Here is a 21,203-nt window from a genome sequence, read left to right as displayed (position 1 = left end):
AACTCCTATCCAAATTTACCTGTAATGTAATCTTCCGTCTCCTTGTGTTGCGGGTTGAGGAACATGTCTTTAGTTGAACTATATTCCAGACAATTGCCATCAAGGAAGAAGGCAGTTCGATCAGAAATCCGAGATGCCTGTTGCATAGACCGAGTAACCAAAAGCAAAGTATACTGATCCTTCAAACCAAAGAGAGTCTCTTCAATTTTTCCGGAAGAAATTGGATCCAGGGCAGATGTAGGTTCATCCAACAAAATAATTTTTGGACTGGTTGCCAAGACCCGAGCCACACAGACCCGCTGTTGTTGTCCACCAGATAAACCAAGCGCAGAATCGTGCAAACGATCTTTGACCTCGTCCCAGATAGAAGCCCCTTTCAGAGATGATTCCACAGCTTCATCCAAGACTTCTTTGTCCTTAATCCCTTTAATCCGAAGACCATAAACGACATTCTCATAAATGGTCATCGGGAAGGGATTCGGTTGTTGGAAGACCATTCCGATTTCCTTACGCAACTCTACTGTATCCCGCCGAGGACTGTAGACCTCATGTCCATCGTAAACGATAGAACCTGTCAAACTGGCTTCAGGATTTAGGTCATTCATCCGGTTGATAGACCGTAAAAGAGTCGATTTTCCAGATCCCGATGGTCCAATGAGAGCAGTAATTTCATTAGGGTAAAAGTCTAATGAAACACTGTTGAGGGCTTTCTTTTTACCATAGTAAACGGATAAGTCTTTCACACTTAAAATAGGTTCTGTCATGACTTCCTCCTAACCAAAACGTCCTGATACATAATCACTTGTAGATTGTAGCTGGGCATTTTGGAAGATTTTCCCAGTCTCATCGTACTCGATTAAATCGCCCAAATAGAAGAAGGCGGTATAATCACTAGCCCGTGCAGCTTGTTGCATATTGTGAGTGACAATGATAATAGTGTAGTTCTTCTTCAACTCCAACATCGTCTCTTCCAGCTGCATGGTCGCAATTGGATCCAAGGCAGACGCTGGCTCATCCATCAAAAGAATATCCGGCTTAACGGAGATAGCTCGAGCAATACAAAGCCGTTGTTGTTGTCCACCAGACAAGGTGAAGGCAGATTTATGAAGATCGTCCTTCACTTGATCCCACAGAGCGGCTTGTCTGAGTGAAGTCTCTACAATTTCATCTAAGACTCTCTTGTCTTTTACCCCTGCCCGCTCGTGGGCAAAGGTAATGTTTCGATAAATTGATTTGGCAAATGGATTAGGCCGTTGAAAAACCATCCCGATATGCTTGCGCATTTCATAAACATTGATATCTGGTCGATTGACGTCGACTCCCTCATAGAGAATTTCCCCAGTCACCCGAGCAATATCAATAGTATCGTTCATCCGATTCAAACTTCGCAAGTAGGTTGATTTTCCTGAGCCAGACGGTCCAATGAGAGCCGTGATTTTGTTTTTCTCAAACTGCATATCAATGCCCTTGATGGATTCATTTTGCCCATAATAGACATGAAGGTCCTTGGTCTCTAGGGCAACTTTTTCTTCTGGGAAGCGAATAATGTGTTTTTCATCCCAATTATACGTTGTCATTTTTCCTTAAACCTCCTTAGGAAGCGGATGTCATCTTCTGATGAAGTTTTTTACCGAGGTAACGCGCACCAAGGTTGAAAATCAAGATAAAGATTAAAAGGACGGCAGCACTACCAGCAGAAACTTGCATGGCATCAGGAATAGTTCCCTCGCTGTTTACCTTCCAGATGTGAACGGCCAAGGTTTCTGCTTGACGGAAAATGGAAATCGGGCTGGTAACATCTAGGATGTTCCAATTTGACCAATCAAGCGCTGGAGCTGATTGCCCGGCAGTATAAATTAGAGCTGCCGCTTCACCAAAGATACGACCTGAAGCCAAGACAATACCCGTAACAATACCTGGAAGAGCTTCTGGAATAACCACGTGAACCACCGTTTCCCATCGGGATAAACCAAGAGCCAAACCTGCTTCCCGTTGGGTGTGGTGAACCGTCCGAAGACTGTCTTCTACGTTTCGTGTCATCATAGGCAAGTTGAAAACCGTCAAGGCCAGAGCACCAGAAATGATGGAAAACCCGTATTGGAATTGGATAACAAAAATCAAATAACCAAAGAGACCGACAACCACAGATGGTAGGGAGGAAAGGATCTCAATACAGGTCCGAATAAAGTTGGTAACAGGTCCCTTCTTAGCATACTCTGACAAGTAAATGCCTGCTCCCGTAGATAGAGGAAGAGAAATGAGCAGAGTAATGACTAACAAGAAAAACGAGTTAAAAAGTTGGATCCCAATCCCACCACCCGCTTCATAAGAAGACGAGCGACCAGTTAGGAAGTGCCAGTTAACGTGTGGTAAGCCCCGAACTAAAATAAATAGAAGAAGGGAGGTGAGAATGGCAACGATTATTCCTGCAATGGTATAGAGAATAGCTGTCGCCAATTTATTCATTTTCTTAGCGTTCATAGTTTCTCTTTCCTTCCCTAGTAATTAATTTGATGACCGAGTTAAAGGCCAAACTCATCATGAGGAGCACCAAAGCCAAGGACCAAAGAACATTATTTTGAACTGTACCCATAATGGTATTTCCGATTCCCATGGTCAAGACCGAAGTCAAGGTTGAAGCTGGTGTTGTGAGTGAGGTGGGCATGACAGCAGAGTTTCCGACAACCATCTGAATCGCCAAAGCCTCACCAAAGGCCCGCGCCATTCCAAAGACAACCGCTGTAAAAATCCCTGGACGAGCTGCATTCAAAACCACCCGCCAGATTGTTTGCCAACGAGTCGCCCCCATCGCCAAGCTAGCCTCTTTATAGTGGCGTGGAACAGCCTTCAAACTATCGACAGTCATGAAGGTCACAGTTGGCAGAATCATAACGAATAGGACAAAGACCCCAGATAAAATCCCGAATCCTGTACCACCAGCAATGCTTCGAACAAATGGTACAACCACCTGCAAACCAATGAAACCATACACAACAGATGGGATTCCGACCAACAATTCAATTGCTGGCTGAAGGATTTTAGCTCCGTACTTTGGAGAAATCTCCGTCATAAAGATGGCTGCTCCGATTGCAAACGGAGTTGCAAGCAAAGCGGATAAAATCGTTACAATAAAGGAACCCGTAATCATTGGAAGAGCTCCCATGTAAGGCTGACCATTGGCATCCTTGACACTTGGCTGCCATTCAGTCCCCGTTAAGAAGGAAATGGGATTAATTCCATCCACAAAGAAGGTTGACAACCCTTTCTGAGCAACAAAAATCAAAATCATAGCCACTACCAAGACGATTAGAGATAGACACATAAAGGTAATGGTCTTCCCAAATTTTTCTAACTTGGAATTCTTGGAAGGGGATAGTAGTTTCTTTTCTAATTCAGATGATTTCACTTCTCTTCTCCCTTGCTATTTTGGCTAGTCGACTTGGCAGTGACATTACCGTCAGCATCTTTCTCGACTTCCATATCATCAATTGGGATGTAACCCATGCTCTTGACGATACCTTCTTGAACTTCTTCTGACACCATATAGTCCAAAAATTCCTGAGTCAATTCATCCTTGTCTTTCTTGGTATACATGTGTTCATAGGACCAGATTGGCCACTTATTGGTAGCAACATTCTCCGCAGTTGCTGCAGCTCCGTCCAGTTTTAATTGTTTCACGGAGTCATCCACATAAGAAAAGGCAAGATACGAAATCGCTCCTGGTGTTTGGGAAACAATGGATTTCACCATCCCATTGGAATCTTGTTCCTGACTCTTCTTAGCAGTGATCCCATCCATAACCACCTTATCAAAGGTAGAACGAGAACCAGAACCAACCGCTCGGTTGATAATCGTCACTTCCAAGTCTGGACCACCAACTTCTTTCCAGTTTTTAATCTTACCGGCAAAGACGTCTCGTAACTGATCCAGCGTTAGATTGTCAAGGCTGACTTCCTTGTTGGCAATGACAGCCAAACCCGCAACCGCAACTTGGTGATCGGTTAACTTATCCGCCTCAATTCCGTCCTTCTCTTCTGCAAACACGTCGCTATTCCCAATTTGAACAGCACCAGATTGCACCTGAGAAAGACCTGTACCAGACCCACCACCTTGAACATTGATGGTTTTTCCTAAATGTTGGGCAGAAAATTCATCGGATGCAGCTTCAACCAAGGGTTGCAAGGCTGTAGAGCCCACAGCTGTAATGGATTCGCCCTTATCAATCCATGCTGCACAGGCTGATAGGGACAGAGCTGTCACCCCTAAAATAGAGATGCTCAGTAGTTTTTTACCAAAGCTCATAGTTTTTTCCTTTAATTAAATTTGGGGGTGGCTTTCCAACCTTTTGGTTCCCCTTTCTCACTATACCATAAAGCGCGAAAGGTTCCATTAAAATTGCCCAAAAAACCACCAAATAAAACATATTTTTTCGATTAACGAATTTCAGCTCCAAGTTCTGACTCCAAGGCCTTTTGAATTTTATCCATATAGCGCACAACTTCCTCATCTTCCAAGGTAGCTTCTGAATTTTGGAAGGTTAAACTATAGGCCATGGATTTCTGATCCTCACTCAATGGAAGTCCTTGATAGACATCGAAGAGATGGATTCCTTTCAATCGTTTCAAGTTTAAAGATGAAAGGACATCGAGAATCGCTTGATGCTGAACATCTTCATGAACCAAAAGGGCAATGTCCCGTGTTACGGAAGGGAATTTACTGATATCCTGGAAGACAGCTTGTTCAGGCAATAATCCTTCAATCAACGACAAATTAACTTCTGCAACATAGACTTCTGATAAATCGTAGTCCTTGGCTAGAGCAGGATGGACTTGACCAAGGAAACCAATAGTCTGATCCCCGACCACAAGCAGGGCAGTTCGTACAGGATGACTACCTGGAAGATCACCAATGGCCTGATAGGTGACCTCTAAGCCCAAACGATCAAAGAGCACTTCTAACATACCCTTAACCGTAAAGAAATCAACTGCCTGGGCCTGTGTTTGAAAATCTTTTTCTGTTAACGAACCAGTTAAAGCCAAGGCTAAGACAGTATCTTCCTGTGGCAGTTGCTTTTCTTCAACATGTTTGAAAATCTTACCAATCTCATAAAGCGCTAGGTTTGACTGACGACGCGCCTGATTATAGTGAAGAGTTTCTAACAGACTGGAAACCATGCTTTGACGAAGAACACTGCGCTCGACACTCATGGGCCACATCAATTCAATCAGTGAAGATTGATTTTTCCTAAATAATTGGGCTTTTTCTGGTGTCGTTAAGGTATAGGTGATGACTTCTGTTAAACCAACACCTTCCATGGTATCTTGAACCTTGCGGCGCAGAGCTTGCATTTTGGTCAATTCACCTGCAGTTCCTTGACCTCCAGGGAGGGATGACGGAAGCCGGTCATAGCCATAGATTCGAGCAATTTCTTCATTCAAATCGGCAGGAATGGTAATATCCCAGCGACGTTTTGGCACCGAAACTTGAAAGGCTGTCGCATCTCCACTCAGACCAAAATCTAAGCGACGGAAAATATCCTCAATCGCTGCGAAATCCAAATCTGTTCCCAGGACACGATTCACAGAAGTTAGATCAGTCGCAACCGTTACCGGCTCAGCATCAACCTGCCCAGCTTCCACACGTCCTGCTAAGACTTCAGCTCCAGCAAGTTCGACCAAGAGACTGGCTGCATAATCCAAAGCCTCCGAAACCGTCTCAACGTTAATCCCTTTTTCAAAACGGGCAGATGCCTCACTACGTAAGTTCAAACGTCCACTTGTCTTACGGATAGAAGTTCCATCAAAAACAGCGGCTTCCAACACAACTCGAGTAGATTGATCACGAATCTCTGTAGCTTCTCCCCCCATAACGCCTGCTAGAGCAACAGGTTCGTCCGCAACTGTGATCACCAAATCAGTCGCTTCTAGGTTGCGATCCACACCATCCAAGGTACGGAATTTTTCTCCTGCACGAGCCTCACGCACCACAATTTTAGAATCCTTGAAGGTATCCAAGTCAAAAGCGTGAAGCGGTTGACCATATTCTAACAAGACCAAGTTGGTCACGTCGACAACGTTATTAATCGGTCTGATGCCAGCGTTCATTAAGCGGTTTTGCAACCATTGAGGACTAGGTCCCACTTGAACCTTCTCCAACACACGCGCTTGGTAAGTTGACGCTTTATCGGATTCAATCGCTACTTCTAACAATTCAGAGGCAGATTTAGAATTTTCTTCTAAGACAACCGGCTTTAAGGTCAAGTTGCTATCGTAAATAGCCGCAACTTCATAGGCTACTCCTCGCATGGAAAGTGCATCTGCTCGATTCGGGGTAATGGACAATTCAATGATGTGATCATCCATATCCAAATATGGAAAGACTGAATCCCCAGGCACAGCATCCTCCGGAAGGACCTGAATCCCATCCGTATATTCCTTCGGAATAATGGACTCTGGTAAGCCTAGCTCTTCAAGGGAACAAATCATCCCCAAGGATTCCATCCCACGGATTTTACCTTTTTTAATTTTATAGTTGTCAGCGATGCGAGCTCCTGGTAAGGCTACAATAACCTTTTGACCAGCAGCTATATTCGGTGCACCACAAACAATTTGACGCGGTGCTTCATCGCCCGTGTCCACTTGACAGAGATGTAGATGCGTATCTGGTACAGCCTCTTCCGTTAGAACATGACCGACAACAATTTTGGACAAGCCATCTGCTGGCGAAGCAACTCCCTCAACCTCGATACCTGTCGTAGACATTTTTTCGGCTAGCTCAGCTACCGGAGCATCCAACTCAACTAATTCTTTTAACCACTTATAACTTACTAACACTTCATACTCCTTACTTGAACTGCTCTGAGAAGCGCTGGTCGCCTAGATAGAAACCACGAATATCATTGATTCCGTATCGCAACATAGCGATACGCTCTTGTCCCAAACCAAAGGCAAAACCAGAATAGCGACTTGGGTCAATGCCACTCATTTCGAGGACGCTCGGATGCACCATACCAGCTCCAAGAATTTCAATCCAACCGGTTTGTTTGCAGACATTGCAGCCTTGTCCACCACACTTGAAGCAAGATACATCCACTTCTACTGATGGTTCAGTGAATGGGAAATAGGAAGGGCGTAGGCGGATTTTTCGATCCTGTCCAAACATTTTTTGTAGGATTAATTCCAAGGTTCCCTTCAAGTCAGCCATGGAAATCTCCTCACCAACAACCAGACCTTCGATCTGATGGAACTGGTGACTGTGGGTAGCATCATCCGTATCCCGACGGTACACACGTCCAGGAGAAATCATCTTTAACGGACCTTGACTAAAATCATGGGTTTCCATGGTTCGTGCTTGAACAGGACTAGTATGAGTTCGCAGTAAAACTTCCTCTGTAACGTAGAAAGTATCTTGCATATCTCGTGCAGGGTGATCCTTAGGAAGGTTCATTCGTTCAAAATTGTAATGGTCAGATTCTACCTCGAAGCCATCTACAATTTGGTAACCCATTCCTAGGAAGATATCTTCAATTTCTTGGCTGACTTGTGTCAAGACATGGCGGTGTCCTCGCTTGACCTGACGTCCTGGTAGGGTAACATCAATCCGTTCAGCTTCTAACTGCTTCGCGATACGATCCGCTTCTAAATCTTTTGCTGCTTGATCAAAAGCCTGATTCAAGACATCCCGCGCTTCGTTGACATGCTTTCCTATTACGGGGCGCATCTCAGCTGACAGATCTTTCATTCCTTTCAAGATCTCTGTTAATGAACCTTTTTTCCCCAATACAGAGACCCGCAGTTGTGTCAAATCCTCGTCCAAATCGGTATTAATACTTTCAAGACTAGACAGAGTTTCTGAAACTAGCTTGGACAATTTTTCTTCAATTGCTTCCATTTTTCCTCCATAAAAAAAGCGCGTGCAAGCTCTCAAAATCGGAGCGTTGACACGCGGTACCATCCGTCTTTTATCCCCAAGGGGACCTCGTTTGCGTTGTTCACAAGTGGGTGAATTCACCAAACTTCCCCCGAGCAGACTCTCAGTCACGATCTGCCTCCCTGTTCAGCTTCCATTTAGCTACTAGTCCCACGAACAAGTATTCAATTCTAAACTAAGTCTATCAAAATTCGTCGCCTTTGACAAGCCAGTCAGAGAAAGATTCTCAAATTTTAAAGACCATTTCTACTGGTCGAGAAAGACCTGACCTGTCCGGTAATCCAAACGAATCCCCTCTTGTACATTAGGAATGAAGACATTAAATTCTAGGCTTCCATCACTAGACTTTGCTTCTAGATGTGAGCCCGACGGAACCAAGTCCCACTGACTATTGTATATCACTTCTACACGATAGCGGACGCGTTTGTTCTGATCCAGGGCTTTTCGAACTTGGGTTTCATAGTAGTTCTGACCACGTCCGTCAACAGAGCTAGATTGATTGGCCCAGGCTGTTTGGACAGCAATATTTGCTGGATTACTGGTAGACGCATCGAATCCTTTTAGACCTCCTACCAGTGCGTAGGCCAATAAATGCCCCCGATCTACGGCATGGTTGTATTCTCCATTCAAGCGTAGTTGGTGCCAGCCAGCAGGAGTCCAAGAAGTCGAACCGTTTCCAGTTTCTTCGCGACTCTTGTATTGTCGCGTTGACTTGGCTAAGAGAGCGTTAGCAAGTGTTGGCACGACTTGGCCATCAACTTCTTTCGTCTGATTGGTAGCATAGGGTTGACTAGCCACGTCTGCATTCAAATCGGTCTGATTATTATTCACTTCAAAAGATCCCGCCCCCGTCCAGGTCATGTCTCCCTTAATTTGCGCACGCACAGAGTCTGTTAATACAGATTCTGCTAACTCTTGGTTAGGAGCTTGACTATTATTGACGCGAGTCTCTTGATTGGAAGGCGCTTGCCCTGTGGATTGATCTGTGACATAATAACTAGCCACCGCTAGGACCAAACTAACCAGTAGTCCTAGAGTGCTGACCGCCTGCTTTTGCTTCTTTTTAGCCATCTTTCATCCTTACTTAAATTTCTCCAATAGTTCCGACCATGTTGCTGGGTATAAAATTTCGAGGGGGTTCTTCCCTTCTCCCAAGACAGAGTAACCAAAAACTAATCCAACTGCAAATACAAGAAGAGTTAGAAGGAGAAAACCAAGAATCATCAACCATTGTTTACGGAAACGACTCCAATTACTCTCCATGAACTCCTCCAATCCGTTCGACCTGGGCACCTAGCGAGGCCAACTTACGATCAAACTGGTAATAACCACGATCTAAATGACTTAGTTTTCCAACACGGGTCTCACCTTCTGCCACCAAACCTGCTAGGATAAGAGCAGCACTAGCCCGTAAGTCTGTCGACATCACTTCTGCACCTTGCAGTTTTTGACCTCCAGTAATCAAGGCTGTATCACGAAGGATATCTGAATGCAGATTCATTCGACGCATTTCTTCTAAGTGTTGGAAACGATTTTCAAAGACCGTTTCAATCATGGTGGACTCTCCCTTTGCAACCGCCATTAGGGCTGTAAATTGCGCCTGCATATCCGTTGGAAAACCTGGGTGTGGTTGGGTTTTTACAGTCACTGGTTTTAAGTTTTCGATAGAAGAACGGATGCGAATGCCCCCTTCCTCCTCTGTAACTTCAACCCCCATCTCTTGCATTTTAGCCAGTAAAGGACGATTGTGTTCCCAAATAGCATCTTCAATCAAGACGTCACCACCAGTCATTGCTGCAGCCACCATAAAGGTTCCCGCTTCAATTCGGTCTTGGACCACAGCATGATCCACACCGTGTAAGGCCTCCACACCGTGAATGACCAAGGTCTCAGTACCAGCACCGCGTACATCTGCCCCCATTGCATTTAGGAGCAACGCTAGGTCCACAATCTCAGGCTCTCGAGCCGCATTTTCAATTGTAGTCACCCCTTCAGCCAAGGTAGCAGCCATCATAATATTTTGTGTCGCACCTACACTTGGAAAGTCCAAATAGATGTTGGCACCTTTAAGTCTGCTTGCTGTAGCCTCAATATATCCAGCTTCCTGATGGATTTGGGCTCCCATCGCTTCAAGTCCCTTCAAATGCAAGTCGATCGGCCGACTACCAATGGTACAACCACCAGGCATGGATACCTTAGCAAAACCATTGCGCGCCAAAATTGGCCCCAAAACAACAATGGAAGCCCGCATCTGGCTCACATATTCGTAGGGAGCCTCACTTAAAATTGTCCCCTCCGCATCCACAGTCACTTGATTGTGTTCCTGATCAAAGTCCACATCAATATCCAAACCTGAAATGACTTGATTCATAGTGAAGACGTCTGATAAGATTGGGACATTGGTTAGCTTTGTTTTTCCTTCTGACGCTAGAATTGTTGCAGCCAGTAGTGGTAAAACAGCATTCTTGGCTCCCTCAATCTTTACCGTTCCGGTTAAACGATTATTTCCACCTTTTATAACAATTTGATCCATTATTTCTACTCCAAAAAATCATTTTGACTTTATTCTATCACATTCTAGATGCAGATGCTAAAAGTCTACTCGACTAAAGAACGGAGAGTTTGACTAAATTGTATGAGGCTGAGAAAAAAGGTTGATACTAAAAATCCGAGGGCAATACTAAAAATAAGATGAAGCAACTGGGCTTGGCGTGTATTTTCTGGCGTAATTCTCAAAAATTTATCCCATGCCACTACATTTCCAAGTAAACGATGGACCACATAAATAAAAAGCAAATGACTGCATACAGCTAAAATTTGAATATTCATGAGTCCATTGTAACATAGTCTGGACAAGAAAAAACAAGGACTCAAAAGATCCTTGTTTCTCTGTTATCCTCTTTTAGTTTATCTTTTATTACTGTGTTAGCTTGTCTTGCCATACTTATTTGAAACTTTCTTCGAAAGTTGTATCGGCAAGCTCAAAATCTCCCCCAGAGATTTTGAGCTGTCTACGACTCGCTGCCTTGTACTAAAAGTAAACTAAAAGACTCTATTATTTATTTCCCACATTGATTCGGTTAATGGCCCGTTGCAAGGCAATTCGTGCCCGTTGTTCTTGGTCAATAGAATGTTCAGACAGTGCTTGTTCCAAAGCAGCTTCTGCCCGTTTTTTAGCTCTTTCTGCTCGACTGACATCAATATCCCGTTCACGTTCTGCAGAATCTGCAATAATCGTAATCGTATCGTCAGCTACTTCAATGACTCCTCCATTAACCGCTACCCAATCAACATGTTCTTCATCATCAACTCGGCGAACCTTTAGTTCATCCACCGCCAAAACGGCTAATAGATTGGTATGACCTGGAAGAATTCCAAGCTCCCCTTCGGTGGTTCGAGCCATGACAAATTGAGCATGGTGCTGATAGATCATTCCATGAGGAGTTACAATTTGTACAGTCATCTGGCTCATAAGTCACCTCTAAAAGTTCATTTTTTCTGCCTTAGCAATTACATCTTCAATGGAACCAACACCACGGAAGGCATCTTCTGGAAGGTGATCGTATTTTCCATTTAGGATATCTTTAAAGCCACGGACAGTTTCTGCAACTGGCACATACGATCCTGGTTGACCTGTAAATTGTTCCGCAACGTTAAAGTTTTGAGAAAGGAAGAACTGAATACGACGTGCCCGCGCAACCAGAGTCTTCTCTTCATCGGATAACTCATCCATACCAAGAATGGCAATGATATCTTGCAACTCGTTATAGCGTTGAAGTACACGTTTCACTTCAGAAGCTACTTCGTAGTGTTCTTGCCCGACAATTTCTGGTGCCAAGGCTCGTGAACTGGATGCCAATGGATCTACCGCTGGGTAAATTCCCAATTGCACCAATTTACGCTCCAAGTTGGTGGTGGAGTCCAAGTGGGCGAAGGCCGTTGCAGGGGCTGGATCGGTGTAGTCATCTGCTGGAACATAGATCGCTTGAATAGATGTTACAGAACCTTTTTGTGTTGACGTAATCCGTTCTTGCAATTGTCCCATCTCAGTCGCCAAGGTTGGTTGGTAACCTACGGCAGACGGCATCCGTCCTAGAAGGGCAGAAACCTCTGAACCGGCTTGGGTGAAGCGGAAGATATTATCAATGAAGAGCAATACGTCTTGCCCCTCTACATCCCGGAAGTATTCTGCAATTGTCAAACCTGTTAGGGCAACACGCATCCGTGCCCCAGGTGGCTCATTCATCTGACCAAATACCATGGCTGTTTTTTCAATAACGCCAGACTCCTTCATTTCCCAATAAAGGTCATTTCCTTCACGGGTCCGCTCACCAACACCTGTAAAGACGGAAATTCCTCCGTGTTCTTGAGCGATGTTGTGAATCAATTCTTGAATCAAAACAGTTTTACCAACACCGGCACCACCAAAGAGTCCAACTTTCCCTCCTTTTAGATAGGGAGCCAAGAGATCAATAACCTTGATTCCTGTTTCCAAAATCTCAGTAGAAGTGGACAATTCGTCAAAGCTTGGTGCTTTTTTATGGATAGGCTGACGATCAATCTGATCCTCGATAGGTTGGTCCAAATCAATGGTCTCTCCTAACACATTGAATACCCGTCCAAGTGTTTCTTTCCCGACTGGAACCGAAATTGGTCGACCTGTATCCAGAACTTCTTGACCACGTTTTAAACCATCTGTTGATTCCATTGCGATAGTGCGAACAACCCCATCGCCCAACTCAAGAGCAACTTCGAGGACAATTTTCCCTGCCTGTTCGCCATCCTTGTAGACTACTAAGGCATTGTTAATTTCTGGTAATGGTGCATCCGTTGGAAAGACTACGTCCACAACGGGTCCAATTACCTGAGCAATCTTACCTGTGCTCATGTCTTTCTCCTTTTCTTCTATCGTTACTCTAAGGCACTTGCCCCGGCAACGATTTCTGTAATTTCTTGTGTAATAGCTGCTTGTCGCGCGCGATTGTATTGAATGGTTAATTCAGAAATAACCTTTTTGGCATTATCTGTTGCTGTCTGCATGGCGGTCATACCCGCTGCATTTTCAGCCGTTTTCGCATCAATAATAGCTCCATAAATCATACTTTCTGCATATTGTGGCAACAGTTGATTTAAAAGTGCTTCTTTTCCAGGCTCTAAATCAAATTCCTTGGCATAACCTGTTTTAGCTTCATTTGGGTCCAAATCAACAATCGGCAACATCTGCTCAACCCGCATTTGACTGGTTAAGGAATTGACGTGATGATTGTAGCAGACGTACAATTCATCAAACAATTCAGCTTGATACATGCCCACAGCCTTGTTGATGATTTTTTGAACCTCATCAAAACTTGGCTGATCCGCCAAACCACGAAGTTCATAGATCGGTTCTATACCACGGGCTATAAAGAAGTCTGTTCCCATTCCACCAATGGAAATAATGGAATAAGAGTCCGGATCTTCGTGGTATTCCTTAATTAAATCCATCACTGCCTTAAGAACAGTTGAGTTGTAGCCTCCAACCAAACCACGGTCAGAAGTAATCACAATATAACCGGTCTTCTTAACTGGACGACTGAGGAGCATTGGGTTACTACTTCCCGACACTAATTCAGAATCCAACAAATCCGTGAGGAGCTGACGAACCCGCTTAGCATAAACTTGGAAATCCTTAGCGGCTTGCTCGGACTTTCCTAGTTTTGCAGCCGAAACCATTTGCATGGCATTGGTAATTTGACTCGTATTTTTAGTCGATGCGATTTTGGTTTTAATTTCATTTAAAGAAACGGCCATTTCTTACCCCTTTCTTATTTGAAATTCGCGTGATCCTTAAATTCTTGAATGGCTGCATCCAACACTTCTTCTTTTGGAAGGTCCTTGGTCATACGGATACCTTCAAAAATCTCAGGATGTTTAGCATCGAAATAATCATAAAGTTCGGCTTCGAATCGAATAATCTTATCCACTGGGATATCATCCAAGAATCCATGCGTCAAGGCATAGAGAATCACGACTTGTTTTTCAACAGGCAATGGCTTATGAACCGGTTGTTTTAAGACTTCGATCGTCCGACGACCACGATTCAATCGAGCCTGAGTTGCTGCATCCAAGTCACTACCAAATTTGGTAAAGGCTTCCAGCTCACGGTAGGCTGCCAAGTCAATCCGAAGCGTACCAGCAACTTTTTTCATAGCCTTAATCTGCGCGGAACCTCCGACCCGTGATACTGAGGAACCCGCATCGATAGCTGGACGAACCCCAGAGTTAAAGAGGGAATCATCCAAGAAGATTTGACCATCTGTAATCGAAATCACATTGGTCGCAATATAGGCTGAGATATCTCCTGCTTGGGTTTCGATAAATGGAAGGGCTGTAATAGATCCACCTCCAAGCTCATCTGAAACCTTAGCAGACCGTTCCAAAAGACGGCTATGGAGATAGAAGACATCTCCAGGAAAGGCCTCACGTCCAGGTGGACGACGAAGCAAGAGGGAGAGTTCACGGTAAGCCACAGCTTGTTTTGACAAGTCATCATAAACAATCAACACATGTTTGCCTTGATACATAAACTCTTCAGCCATCGCAACACCGGCATACGGTGCCAAGAAAAGCAATGGGGAAGGTTGTGAAGCCGATGCAGATACCACAATTGTATAATCCAGTGCCCCATGTTTCCGCAAGGTTTCAACTTGTGTACGAACCGTTGATTCCTTTTGTCCAATGGCTACATAGATACAGATCATATCTTGACCCTTTTGGTTCAAGATAGCATCGATGGCAATGGTTGTTTTACCCGTTTGACGGTCTCCAATGACCAATTCCCGCTGACCACGCCCGATTGGAACAAGAGCATCAATGGCCTTCAAGCCTGTTTGAAGAGGCTCAGACACGGATTTACGTTCCATAACTCCAGGTGCCGGTGCTTCTACTGGACGAGTTCCGGTCGTTTCGATTGAGCCTAATCCATCAATTGGACGTCCCAAGGGATCTACGACACGTCCAATCAAGGCTTCTCCAACTGGAACTTCCATGATTTTTCCGGTACGACGAACGGTGTCCCCTTCACGAATATCTGTAAATTCACCAAGAATGATGATTCCGACATCCTTGGTTTCCAGGTTTTGAGCCATCCCATAGGAGCCATTTTCAAAGATGAGCAACTCACCGCTCATAGCCTGATTTAGACCATGGGCGCGTGCAATTCCGTCACCGATGTAGGTTACAACTCCTGTTTCGGCCACATCAAAATCTGGTTGAAAATTGTCGATTTGTTGCTTAATTAAAGCGCTAATTTCTTGTGCTTGAATCGCCAACGCTCACACCACTTTCTATTTCATTTTTTCTTTCATTGTTTGCAATTGGCGTCGAATACTTACATCCATTTGCTTATGATTAGCCGTAATGACAAAGCCACCAATCAAATCACGATTAATGACTTGGTTTAGTTTTCGTACACCAAGTCCCATTTTTACTTGAACAAGCGGCAGCAATCTTCCGATTTGTTCTTCTGATAAAGCATAGGCCGACTCTAGGGTAACCTCAAAAGAATTGGTCTCCACTTCTAGTCGGCTTAGACTTTCTTTTAAAATAGCTTCAAGCAATTCCTCCCGTTGATTTTGCATCAAGACTCTGAGGAGGTTATCCAGTAATTCAGAACCCGTTGGCAAAATTTTATGGAAGATTTCAGCCTTCTGCACTTTGGGAACAGCGATATTTGTTAAAAAATTTGTAAGGTCTGTCTCTCGCAAGAGTTCCAAAAGTTGGTCTATAACAGGAAAAACTTCTTGACTTTGATTTTTTTCAATCACTAATTGGACAAAGGGACTTGCATAGCTGTCTACCAAGATCATTTCTTTCTTGTCCATTAGCTTTCTCCTAATTGTTTAATGTACTGATCAATCAATTCTGAATGAGCTTCTTGATTCAACTCTTTTCCTAAAATCTTAGAAGTTAGATCCACAGTTAAATCTGCTACTTCTTGTTTGATTCCAGCAAGTGCTTCTGCCCGTTCCTGAGCAATCTCCTGACCTGCATTTTCTTTCAACCGCTGTACCTGGTCCTTTGTTTCAGCCAGCAGTTGATTTTTTTGATGCTCAGCATTTTCTTTTGCAGTAGCGAGGATAGCTGCTGCTTCTTCTTTTGTACCGGATAACTGCTCCTGCCGTTCTTGCAGCAAGGCTTCCGCCTGATGTTTAGCCGCTTCCGCTTGATCAATATCCGAACTAATCTTGTCAGAGCGTTCATCTAGTACTGTTTCCACACGATTCCAAACATATTTTTTAATAAGTAGGAGGACCGCTATAAAAGAGCCAGTTACTAGAATAAAGTTACCAATTAACTGTCCTAATGTAATTTCCATAGTCTATCTCCTTTCTTATTCTTCCTCATCTACAATTTTCTTCCCTAGATAGCTTGAGGACAACATGGTAAAGACAAAGGCTTGCATCCCAGAAATAAAGAGAGAGAAGGCAGTCCATGCCATATTGAGGCCAAATGCGAATGGAAAGGCAATCAAATAGGCTCCTATTAATTGTGTCAATAATGATACAATTACCTCACCTGAAAAAATATTTCCATACAAACGAAGGCCTAAAGAAAGAAAATTTGTGATTTCTTCTAGGATATTCATCGGAGTCATTGCCACAGGTGTTACAAACCCCTTCAAATACCCCTTTAATCCACGACGTCGAATTCCTTCCACTTGAATAAAGACGGTTACCAAGAAAGACAAACACAAGTCATAAACTAGATTTGCTGTTGGTGAGGTCCACAAATTAAAGTGTTCAGGTGGAAGCGTTTCAATTTTTGTAGCCAAACCAATAGAGTTAGCGACAAACAAGAATAGGAAAAGACTAAAGAAAATGGGCAGGTAGGCCTTTACATTGGAAGCACCAAGATTATTCTGAATCACTCCAGTAACAAAATCAATCAGGGCTTCCAGGGCACTTTGCTTACGATTCGGACGAACATTTAAGTCCCGACTCAACCAATAAACAAAGCCAAATACCAACGCTACCGTCAAGAGAGACATGGCCAACAAGGTTAAATCAAAAACAATCGGTCCGATTGTAATTGATGGTGAATGTGATTCCACGGGTCTCTCACCTCAATTCTATCAGTGCAATCTTACAAGATGAAAGCCATCGCAAGAAGGACGAAGAAGGTACCCTCGATAAAGGCAATCCCCATCAACATGCTTGTTTGCAACTTGTTATAAAGCTCCGGTTGACGAGCAGCTGAACGAAGGAAGCTAGAAACCAACAAACCTTCACCGATACTTACACCCATAACGGCCAAACCTAGGGCCAAAATTGATAAATTCATTTCGAATTCTCCTTTTATTTTTTGTTACCCCATTACTCTACTCCTATTCAAGTCATTTGTCAAATTTTCAAGAAGGAAAACACTTGATTTTTCAATATTTTTCAAGAAAAAAAGAGGTCTCCTTGACCTCTTTTCAAATTCTTACATCCAATGGTATAAATCACTATAAGGATAGCTTGCGGCATCCCATGAGAAATCACGGTGCATGGCTTCTTGCATAAGGTTATACCAGACCTCTTTTTGATTCCAATAAAGGTAGATGGCCTGATCGATGGTCCAGGTCAACCAATAACCACTGAGATTGTTAAAGGAGAATCCTGTTCCAGAGCTAGTGACCGGATTGTAGGCTTGAACAGTATCTCGCAATCCACCAACCTCATGTACAATCGGCAAACTACCATACCTCATAGCCATCATTTGGGATAGGCCACATGGCTCAAAGCGACTAGGCATTAAAAAGAGATCACTAGCTGCATAGATTTCTTGCGCTAGCCCAGGATCAAAAGTCAAAGCCGCCACCATTTTTTCTGGATAGTGTTGACCAAACCAGGAGAATGATTGTTCAAAATTAGGGTCGCCTGTTCCCAAAACAACAACCTGCACATCGCGCTGAAGGATCTGATGCAATTCTTCAACCACTACATCGAAGCCTTTTTGATAGGTCAAACGAGAGACCATACCGATCAAAGGAACTTCGGGTCTTTGTGGCAATCCCAGTTTTTCTTGGAGGGCGGCCTTATTGGCAGCCTTACCCGCTAAATCATGAGCATGGAAATGATGAGGGAGATAGGGGTCTGTGGCTGGATTGTAGAGATCTGTGTCTATCCCATTGACAAAACCAAAGAGCTTCCAATTTTCAGCTCGTAGAAGTGGATCAAGGCCACAGCCAAACTCAGGCGTTTGGATTTCTTGAGCATAAGATGGAGATACTGTTGTTACCCGATCTGCAAAGGTAATCCCCGCTTTCATCCAGTTCAAATCTTGGCCCCAACGCACCGATCCATTCCAAAAATCTTCCAAGCCCATTCCAAATAGATCACTTAACATCGCTGGATTAAATTGACCCTGAAACTCCAAATTATGGATGGTCAATACAGTCTTAATTCCCCGATAAGCTTCAATCCAAGCATATTTGGTCCGTAAAAGGAAAGGCATCATGGCAGTATGGTAGTCATGGACATGAAGAATCTCTGGAATAAAATCAATCTTCTCCATCAACTCTAAGCTTGCCATTTGGAAAAAGGCGAAGCGCTCCCCGTCATCGAAGTCACCATAAACATGGCCACGGAAAAAATAATACTGATTATCAATAAAGTAGGTTGGCACACCCTCCCAAACCAAATGTTTAACACCTACATATTGACGGCGCCAACCGACCGAGATTTCAAAGAAACCAAGGTCCTCCACTTGACCACCAAATTTGGCTTCAACACTATCATAGTAAGGAAGAACGACACGGACATCATGTCCTTTTTTCACAAGGGATTTGGGAAGAGCGCCAATAACATCTCCCAAACCACCGGTTTTAGAAAAGGGTGCCCCCTCAGCTGCTGCAACTAAAATTCTCATCTAATAATATCCTCTGTAACCTCTCGACCTTTTTCAATCACGATTGGATGTTCCTTACGACCTCTAACCGTTACACCAGGTGCAATCTTAGCTTCTTTATCAACAATGGCATACTCTACCCGTGCTCCTTCTCCAACAACAACTCGTGGAAAGAGGAGACTATCCTTAACAAGAGAACCAGCTTCAATACGATTGTTCCGTGACAGAATAGAGCCTTCAACCGCTCCTTCAATAATACTTCCTGATGCAAATTGTGAAAGGGAGACTTTAGAACCTGGAGCAAAGTAGGTTGGCTCTTCGTTCTTCACTTTTGTATAGACTTTCTGATTTGGACTGAAGAGAGAATTGAATTTTTGTTGGTCAATCATGTCTAGATTTGCACGGTAATAAGACTCTACTGAATAGATATTGGACACGTGTCCGGTATATTCGTAGGCAAAAGCCCCAATCTCTTTGGCAAAATCACGAAGAAGGTAACGAATTTTACGAGGTTTTGCTTCCAATATCTCCTTCTCAATAGCTGAAATCAAAAGTTTTGTATTGACTAAGAAAATATCCGTAGACATGTTGTAAAACTCTTGAGGGAGACTGTCTTCGAACAACTCATGATCCGTGATTGCATCTTGACTTGAAATTCTCAAGATTGCATTAGTATTGGCAATATCCTTTGCAGGAAGTTTTTTGTAAATAACCGTCATGTCCCGTTTTGTGGCTTGATGCAAATGGAAAACCTGACGGAGATCCATGCTAAGAAGAACATCACTGTTCAAAACAACCGTTACATCACTACCAGATCGGCGAAGATAGGTCAACAATTGATCATAATACTCGGATTTTACATAATCGGAATCTGCATCCGTTGTATAAAGTCCCAAGTAATAGTGACTTAGAAGAGTAGACAACCCCCACTCTCGTCCAGAGCGAATGTGGTCAAACACAGACGAAATGTTTTCCTCTTGGAAAATGCCGTATACACTTCGAACACCCGCATTGGCTAGACTTGAGAGCGGAAAGTCGATCAAACGGTACTTCCCTCCAAAAGGAAGAGTAGCCAAAGGACGGTTTTCAGTCAGTTTATCCATATCATGACGGCCTACTGTATTTACTAGAATCGCTGAATACTTATCAATCTTCATCCTTTGGTACCCCCACTACTTCGTTATAACCAACAACTGCAATCTCTTCACTACCATCGATTTCTACACCCTCACTAATCACTGCGCCTTCACCAATAATGGCTTTTTTAATCACAGCACCAGCGCCGATGACAGCTCCACTCATAATAACAGAGTCTTCAACCACAGCTCCTGTTTTGACTTGAGCATTGGTTGAGAGAATCGAATGTTTAACCTGACCATCCACATGACAACCGTCCACAATCAAGGAATCTTCTACTGAACCATGTTCACCAATAAAGTTTGGTGGTGAAATGAGGTTTTTAGAGTAAATTTTCCATTGACGATTTCGGCTATCCAAGGCATTTTGTGGAGAAATGTACTCCATATTGGCCTCCCATAGAGAATCAATGGTCCCCACGTCTTTCCAATAGCCTTCAAATTCATAGGCATAGACACTTTCACCAGACTCAAGGTAGGCCGGAATCACGTTACTCCCGAAGTCGGACATTTCGACCGAACCTTTTTCCGCAGCGACTAAAATATTGCGAAGGCGTTTCCAGTTGAAAATGTAAATTCCCATAGAAGCTTTGGTACTCTTTGGATTTTCAGGTTTCTCCTCAAATTCAACAATCCGACCATTTGCATCGGTATTCATAATCCCAAAGCGGCTAGCTTCTTTCAGCGGAACATTTAAAACACCTACTGTCAAACTAGCATTGTTATCCTTGTGAGCTTGAAGCATCTTGTCATAGTCCATCTTGTAGATATGGTCCCCTGAAAGAATAAGAACATATTCTGGATCAATACTATCGATATAATCGATATTCTGATAGATAGCATGGCTGGTTCCTTCAAACCAACGATTTCCTTCACTGGCTGAATAAGGTTGGAGGATGGTCACACCTGTGTTAATACCATCCAAGCCCCAGCTTGAACCATTTCCAATATGGGTATTCAGGGCGAGGGGTTGGTACTGGGTAATGACACCCACATTTTGAATCCCCGAATTGGCACAGTTGGAAAGAGCAAAGTCAATAATCCGATACCGACCACCAAACTCGACAGCTGGTTTGGCGATATTTTTTGTCAATTTCCCCAAACGTGTTCCTTGCCCTCCGGCTAGGATTAAGGCCAACATTTCATCTCTCATTTAGGTTTCCTCCTTATTCGATTACTTCAGACGTTTCCACTACCTCTTCAGACTCAATCACGCTTTCTGATGGTAGATTGATAAACAGCTCTTCCGAAAGAAGCTCTGACTCACTT

General features: G+C 43.6%; 22 protein-coding genes. All 22 read right to left on the bottom strand.

Annotated elements, in window-relative coordinates:
* Positions 1–5 precede the first annotated feature (5 nt).
* The gene (pstB, locus tag I1A59_RS00185) at positions 6–764 is read right to left on the bottom strand and encodes a phosphate ABC transporter ATP-binding protein PstB (RefSeq protein WP_196090813.1); all 759 of its coding nucleotides are present in this window, start codon (positions 762–764) and stop codon (positions 6–8) included.
* Between the two features lie 9 nt (positions 765–773).
* Entirely contained in the window at positions 774–1,577 is an 804-nt protein-coding gene (gene pstB, locus I1A59_RS00180) for a phosphate ABC transporter ATP-binding protein PstB (RefSeq protein ID WP_196090812.1), read from the bottom strand.
* A gap of 16 nt (positions 1,578–1,593) precedes the next feature.
* On the bottom strand, positions 1,594–2,481 hold the full coding sequence (gene pstA / locus I1A59_RS00175; protein ID WP_196090811.1) for a phosphate ABC transporter permease PstA: 888 nt from the start codon (positions 2,479–2,481) through the stop codon (positions 1,594–1,596).
* On the bottom strand, positions 2,471–3,406 hold the full coding sequence (pstC, locus tag I1A59_RS00170; protein ID WP_196090810.1) for a phosphate ABC transporter permease subunit PstC: 936 nt from the start codon (positions 3,404–3,406) through the stop codon (positions 2,471–2,473). Before pstC ends, pstA begins: the two co-directional genes overlap by 11 nt.
* The gene (locus I1A59_RS00165) at positions 3,403–4,302 is read right to left on the bottom strand and encodes a phosphate ABC transporter substrate-binding protein PstS family protein (protein ID WP_196090809.1); all 900 of its coding nucleotides are present in this window, start codon (positions 4,300–4,302) and stop codon (positions 3,403–3,405) included. The genes pstC and I1A59_RS00165 overlap by 4 nt, the downstream gene beginning before the upstream one ends.
* Positions 4,303–4,433: 131 nt before the next feature.
* Positions 4,434–6,833, bottom strand: coding sequence for a phenylalanine--tRNA ligase subunit beta (gene pheT, locus I1A59_RS00160; protein WP_196090808.1), 2,400 nt, complete (start codon positions 6,831–6,833; stop codon positions 4,434–4,436).
* A gap of 10 nt (positions 6,834–6,843) precedes the next feature.
* Positions 6,844–7,890 carry a phenylalanine--tRNA ligase subunit alpha gene (pheS, locus tag I1A59_RS00155; protein WP_196090807.1) on the bottom strand — a complete coding sequence of 349 codons (1,047 nt, stop codon included), beginning with the start codon at positions 7,888–7,890 and terminating at the stop codon, positions 6,844–6,846.
* 285 nt (positions 7,891–8,175) lie between these two features.
* Complete coding sequence (locus I1A59_RS00150) at positions 8,176–9,000, bottom strand: DNA/RNA non-specific endonuclease (protein WP_196090806.1); 825 nt, start codon at positions 8,998–9,000, stop codon at positions 8,176–8,178.
* 9 nt (positions 9,001–9,009) lie between these two features.
* Positions 9,010–9,192 (bottom strand): DNA-directed RNA polymerase subunit beta, encoded by a 183-nt coding sequence (locus I1A59_RS00145; protein ID WP_196090805.1) that lies wholly within the window; start codon positions 9,190–9,192, stop codon positions 9,010–9,012.
* A complete protein-coding gene (gene murA / locus I1A59_RS00140; RefSeq protein ID WP_196090804.1) occupies positions 9,182–10,462 on the bottom strand; it encodes a UDP-N-acetylglucosamine 1-carboxyvinyltransferase in 1,281 nt (426 codons plus the stop codon). Before murA ends, I1A59_RS00145 begins: the two co-directional genes overlap by 11 nt.
* Before the next feature lie 65 nt (positions 10,463–10,527).
* On the bottom strand, positions 10,528–10,758 hold the full coding sequence (locus I1A59_RS00135) for a DUF1146 family protein (RefSeq protein ID WP_196090803.1): 231 nt from the start codon (positions 10,756–10,758) through the stop codon (positions 10,528–10,530).
* A gap of 226 nt (positions 10,759–10,984) precedes the next feature.
* Positions 10,985–11,401, bottom strand: coding sequence for a F0F1 ATP synthase subunit epsilon (locus tag I1A59_RS00130; RefSeq protein ID WP_196090802.1), 417 nt, complete (start codon positions 11,399–11,401; stop codon positions 10,985–10,987).
* Between the two features lie 9 nt (positions 11,402–11,410).
* Positions 11,411–12,817 (bottom strand): F0F1 ATP synthase subunit beta, encoded by a 1,407-nt coding sequence (gene atpD, locus I1A59_RS00125; RefSeq protein WP_196090801.1) that lies wholly within the window; start codon positions 12,815–12,817, stop codon positions 11,411–11,413.
* Between the two features lie 23 nt (positions 12,818–12,840).
* Positions 12,841–13,719, bottom strand: a complete 879-nt coding sequence (locus I1A59_RS00120) for a F0F1 ATP synthase subunit gamma (RefSeq protein ID WP_196090800.1) — start codon at positions 13,717–13,719, stop codon at positions 12,841–12,843.
* A gap of 14 nt (positions 13,720–13,733) precedes the next feature.
* Positions 13,734–15,239 carry a F0F1 ATP synthase subunit alpha gene (gene atpA, locus I1A59_RS00115; RefSeq protein WP_196090799.1) on the bottom strand — a complete coding sequence of 502 codons (1,506 nt, stop codon included), beginning with the start codon at positions 15,237–15,239 and terminating at the stop codon, positions 13,734–13,736.
* Positions 15,240–15,254: 15 nt separating this feature from the next.
* Complete coding sequence (locus I1A59_RS00110) at positions 15,255–15,791, bottom strand: F0F1 ATP synthase subunit delta (protein WP_196090798.1); 537 nt, start codon at positions 15,789–15,791, stop codon at positions 15,255–15,257.
* Complete coding sequence (gene atpF / locus I1A59_RS00105; RefSeq protein WP_196090797.1) at positions 15,791–16,285, bottom strand: F0F1 ATP synthase subunit B; 495 nt, start codon at positions 16,283–16,285, stop codon at positions 15,791–15,793. The genes I1A59_RS00110 and atpF overlap by 1 nt, the downstream gene beginning before the upstream one ends.
* A gap of 15 nt (positions 16,286–16,300) precedes the next feature.
* On the bottom strand, positions 16,301–17,020 hold the full coding sequence (gene atpB, locus I1A59_RS00100; RefSeq protein ID WP_196090796.1) for a F0F1 ATP synthase subunit A: 720 nt from the start codon (positions 17,018–17,020) through the stop codon (positions 16,301–16,303).
* 32 nt (positions 17,021–17,052) lie between these two features.
* On the bottom strand, positions 17,053–17,250 hold the full coding sequence (locus tag I1A59_RS00095) for a F0F1 ATP synthase subunit C (RefSeq protein ID WP_160332693.1): 198 nt from the start codon (positions 17,248–17,250) through the stop codon (positions 17,053–17,055).
* Positions 17,251–17,391: 141 nt separating this feature from the next.
* A complete protein-coding gene (gene glgA / locus I1A59_RS00090) occupies positions 17,392–18,819 on the bottom strand; it encodes a glycogen synthase GlgA (protein WP_196090795.1) in 1,428 nt (475 codons plus the stop codon).
* Positions 18,816–19,955 (bottom strand): glucose-1-phosphate adenylyltransferase subunit GlgD, encoded by a 1,140-nt coding sequence (gene glgD, locus I1A59_RS00085; protein ID WP_196090794.1) that lies wholly within the window; start codon positions 19,953–19,955, stop codon positions 18,816–18,818. Before glgD ends, glgA begins: the two co-directional genes overlap by 4 nt.
* Entirely contained in the window at positions 19,945–21,087 is a 1,143-nt protein-coding gene (locus tag I1A59_RS00080; RefSeq protein WP_196090793.1) for a glucose-1-phosphate adenylyltransferase, read from the bottom strand. The genes glgD and I1A59_RS00080 overlap by 11 nt, the downstream gene beginning before the upstream one ends.
* Positions 21,088–21,203 lie beyond the last annotated feature (116 nt).

Source organism: Streptococcus sp. NLN76, assembly GCF_015686645.1.
Taxonomy (GTDB): domain Bacteria; phylum Bacillota; class Bacilli; order Lactobacillales; family Streptococcaceae; genus Streptococcus.
This window is presented reverse-complemented; position numbering and strand designations above follow the sequence as displayed.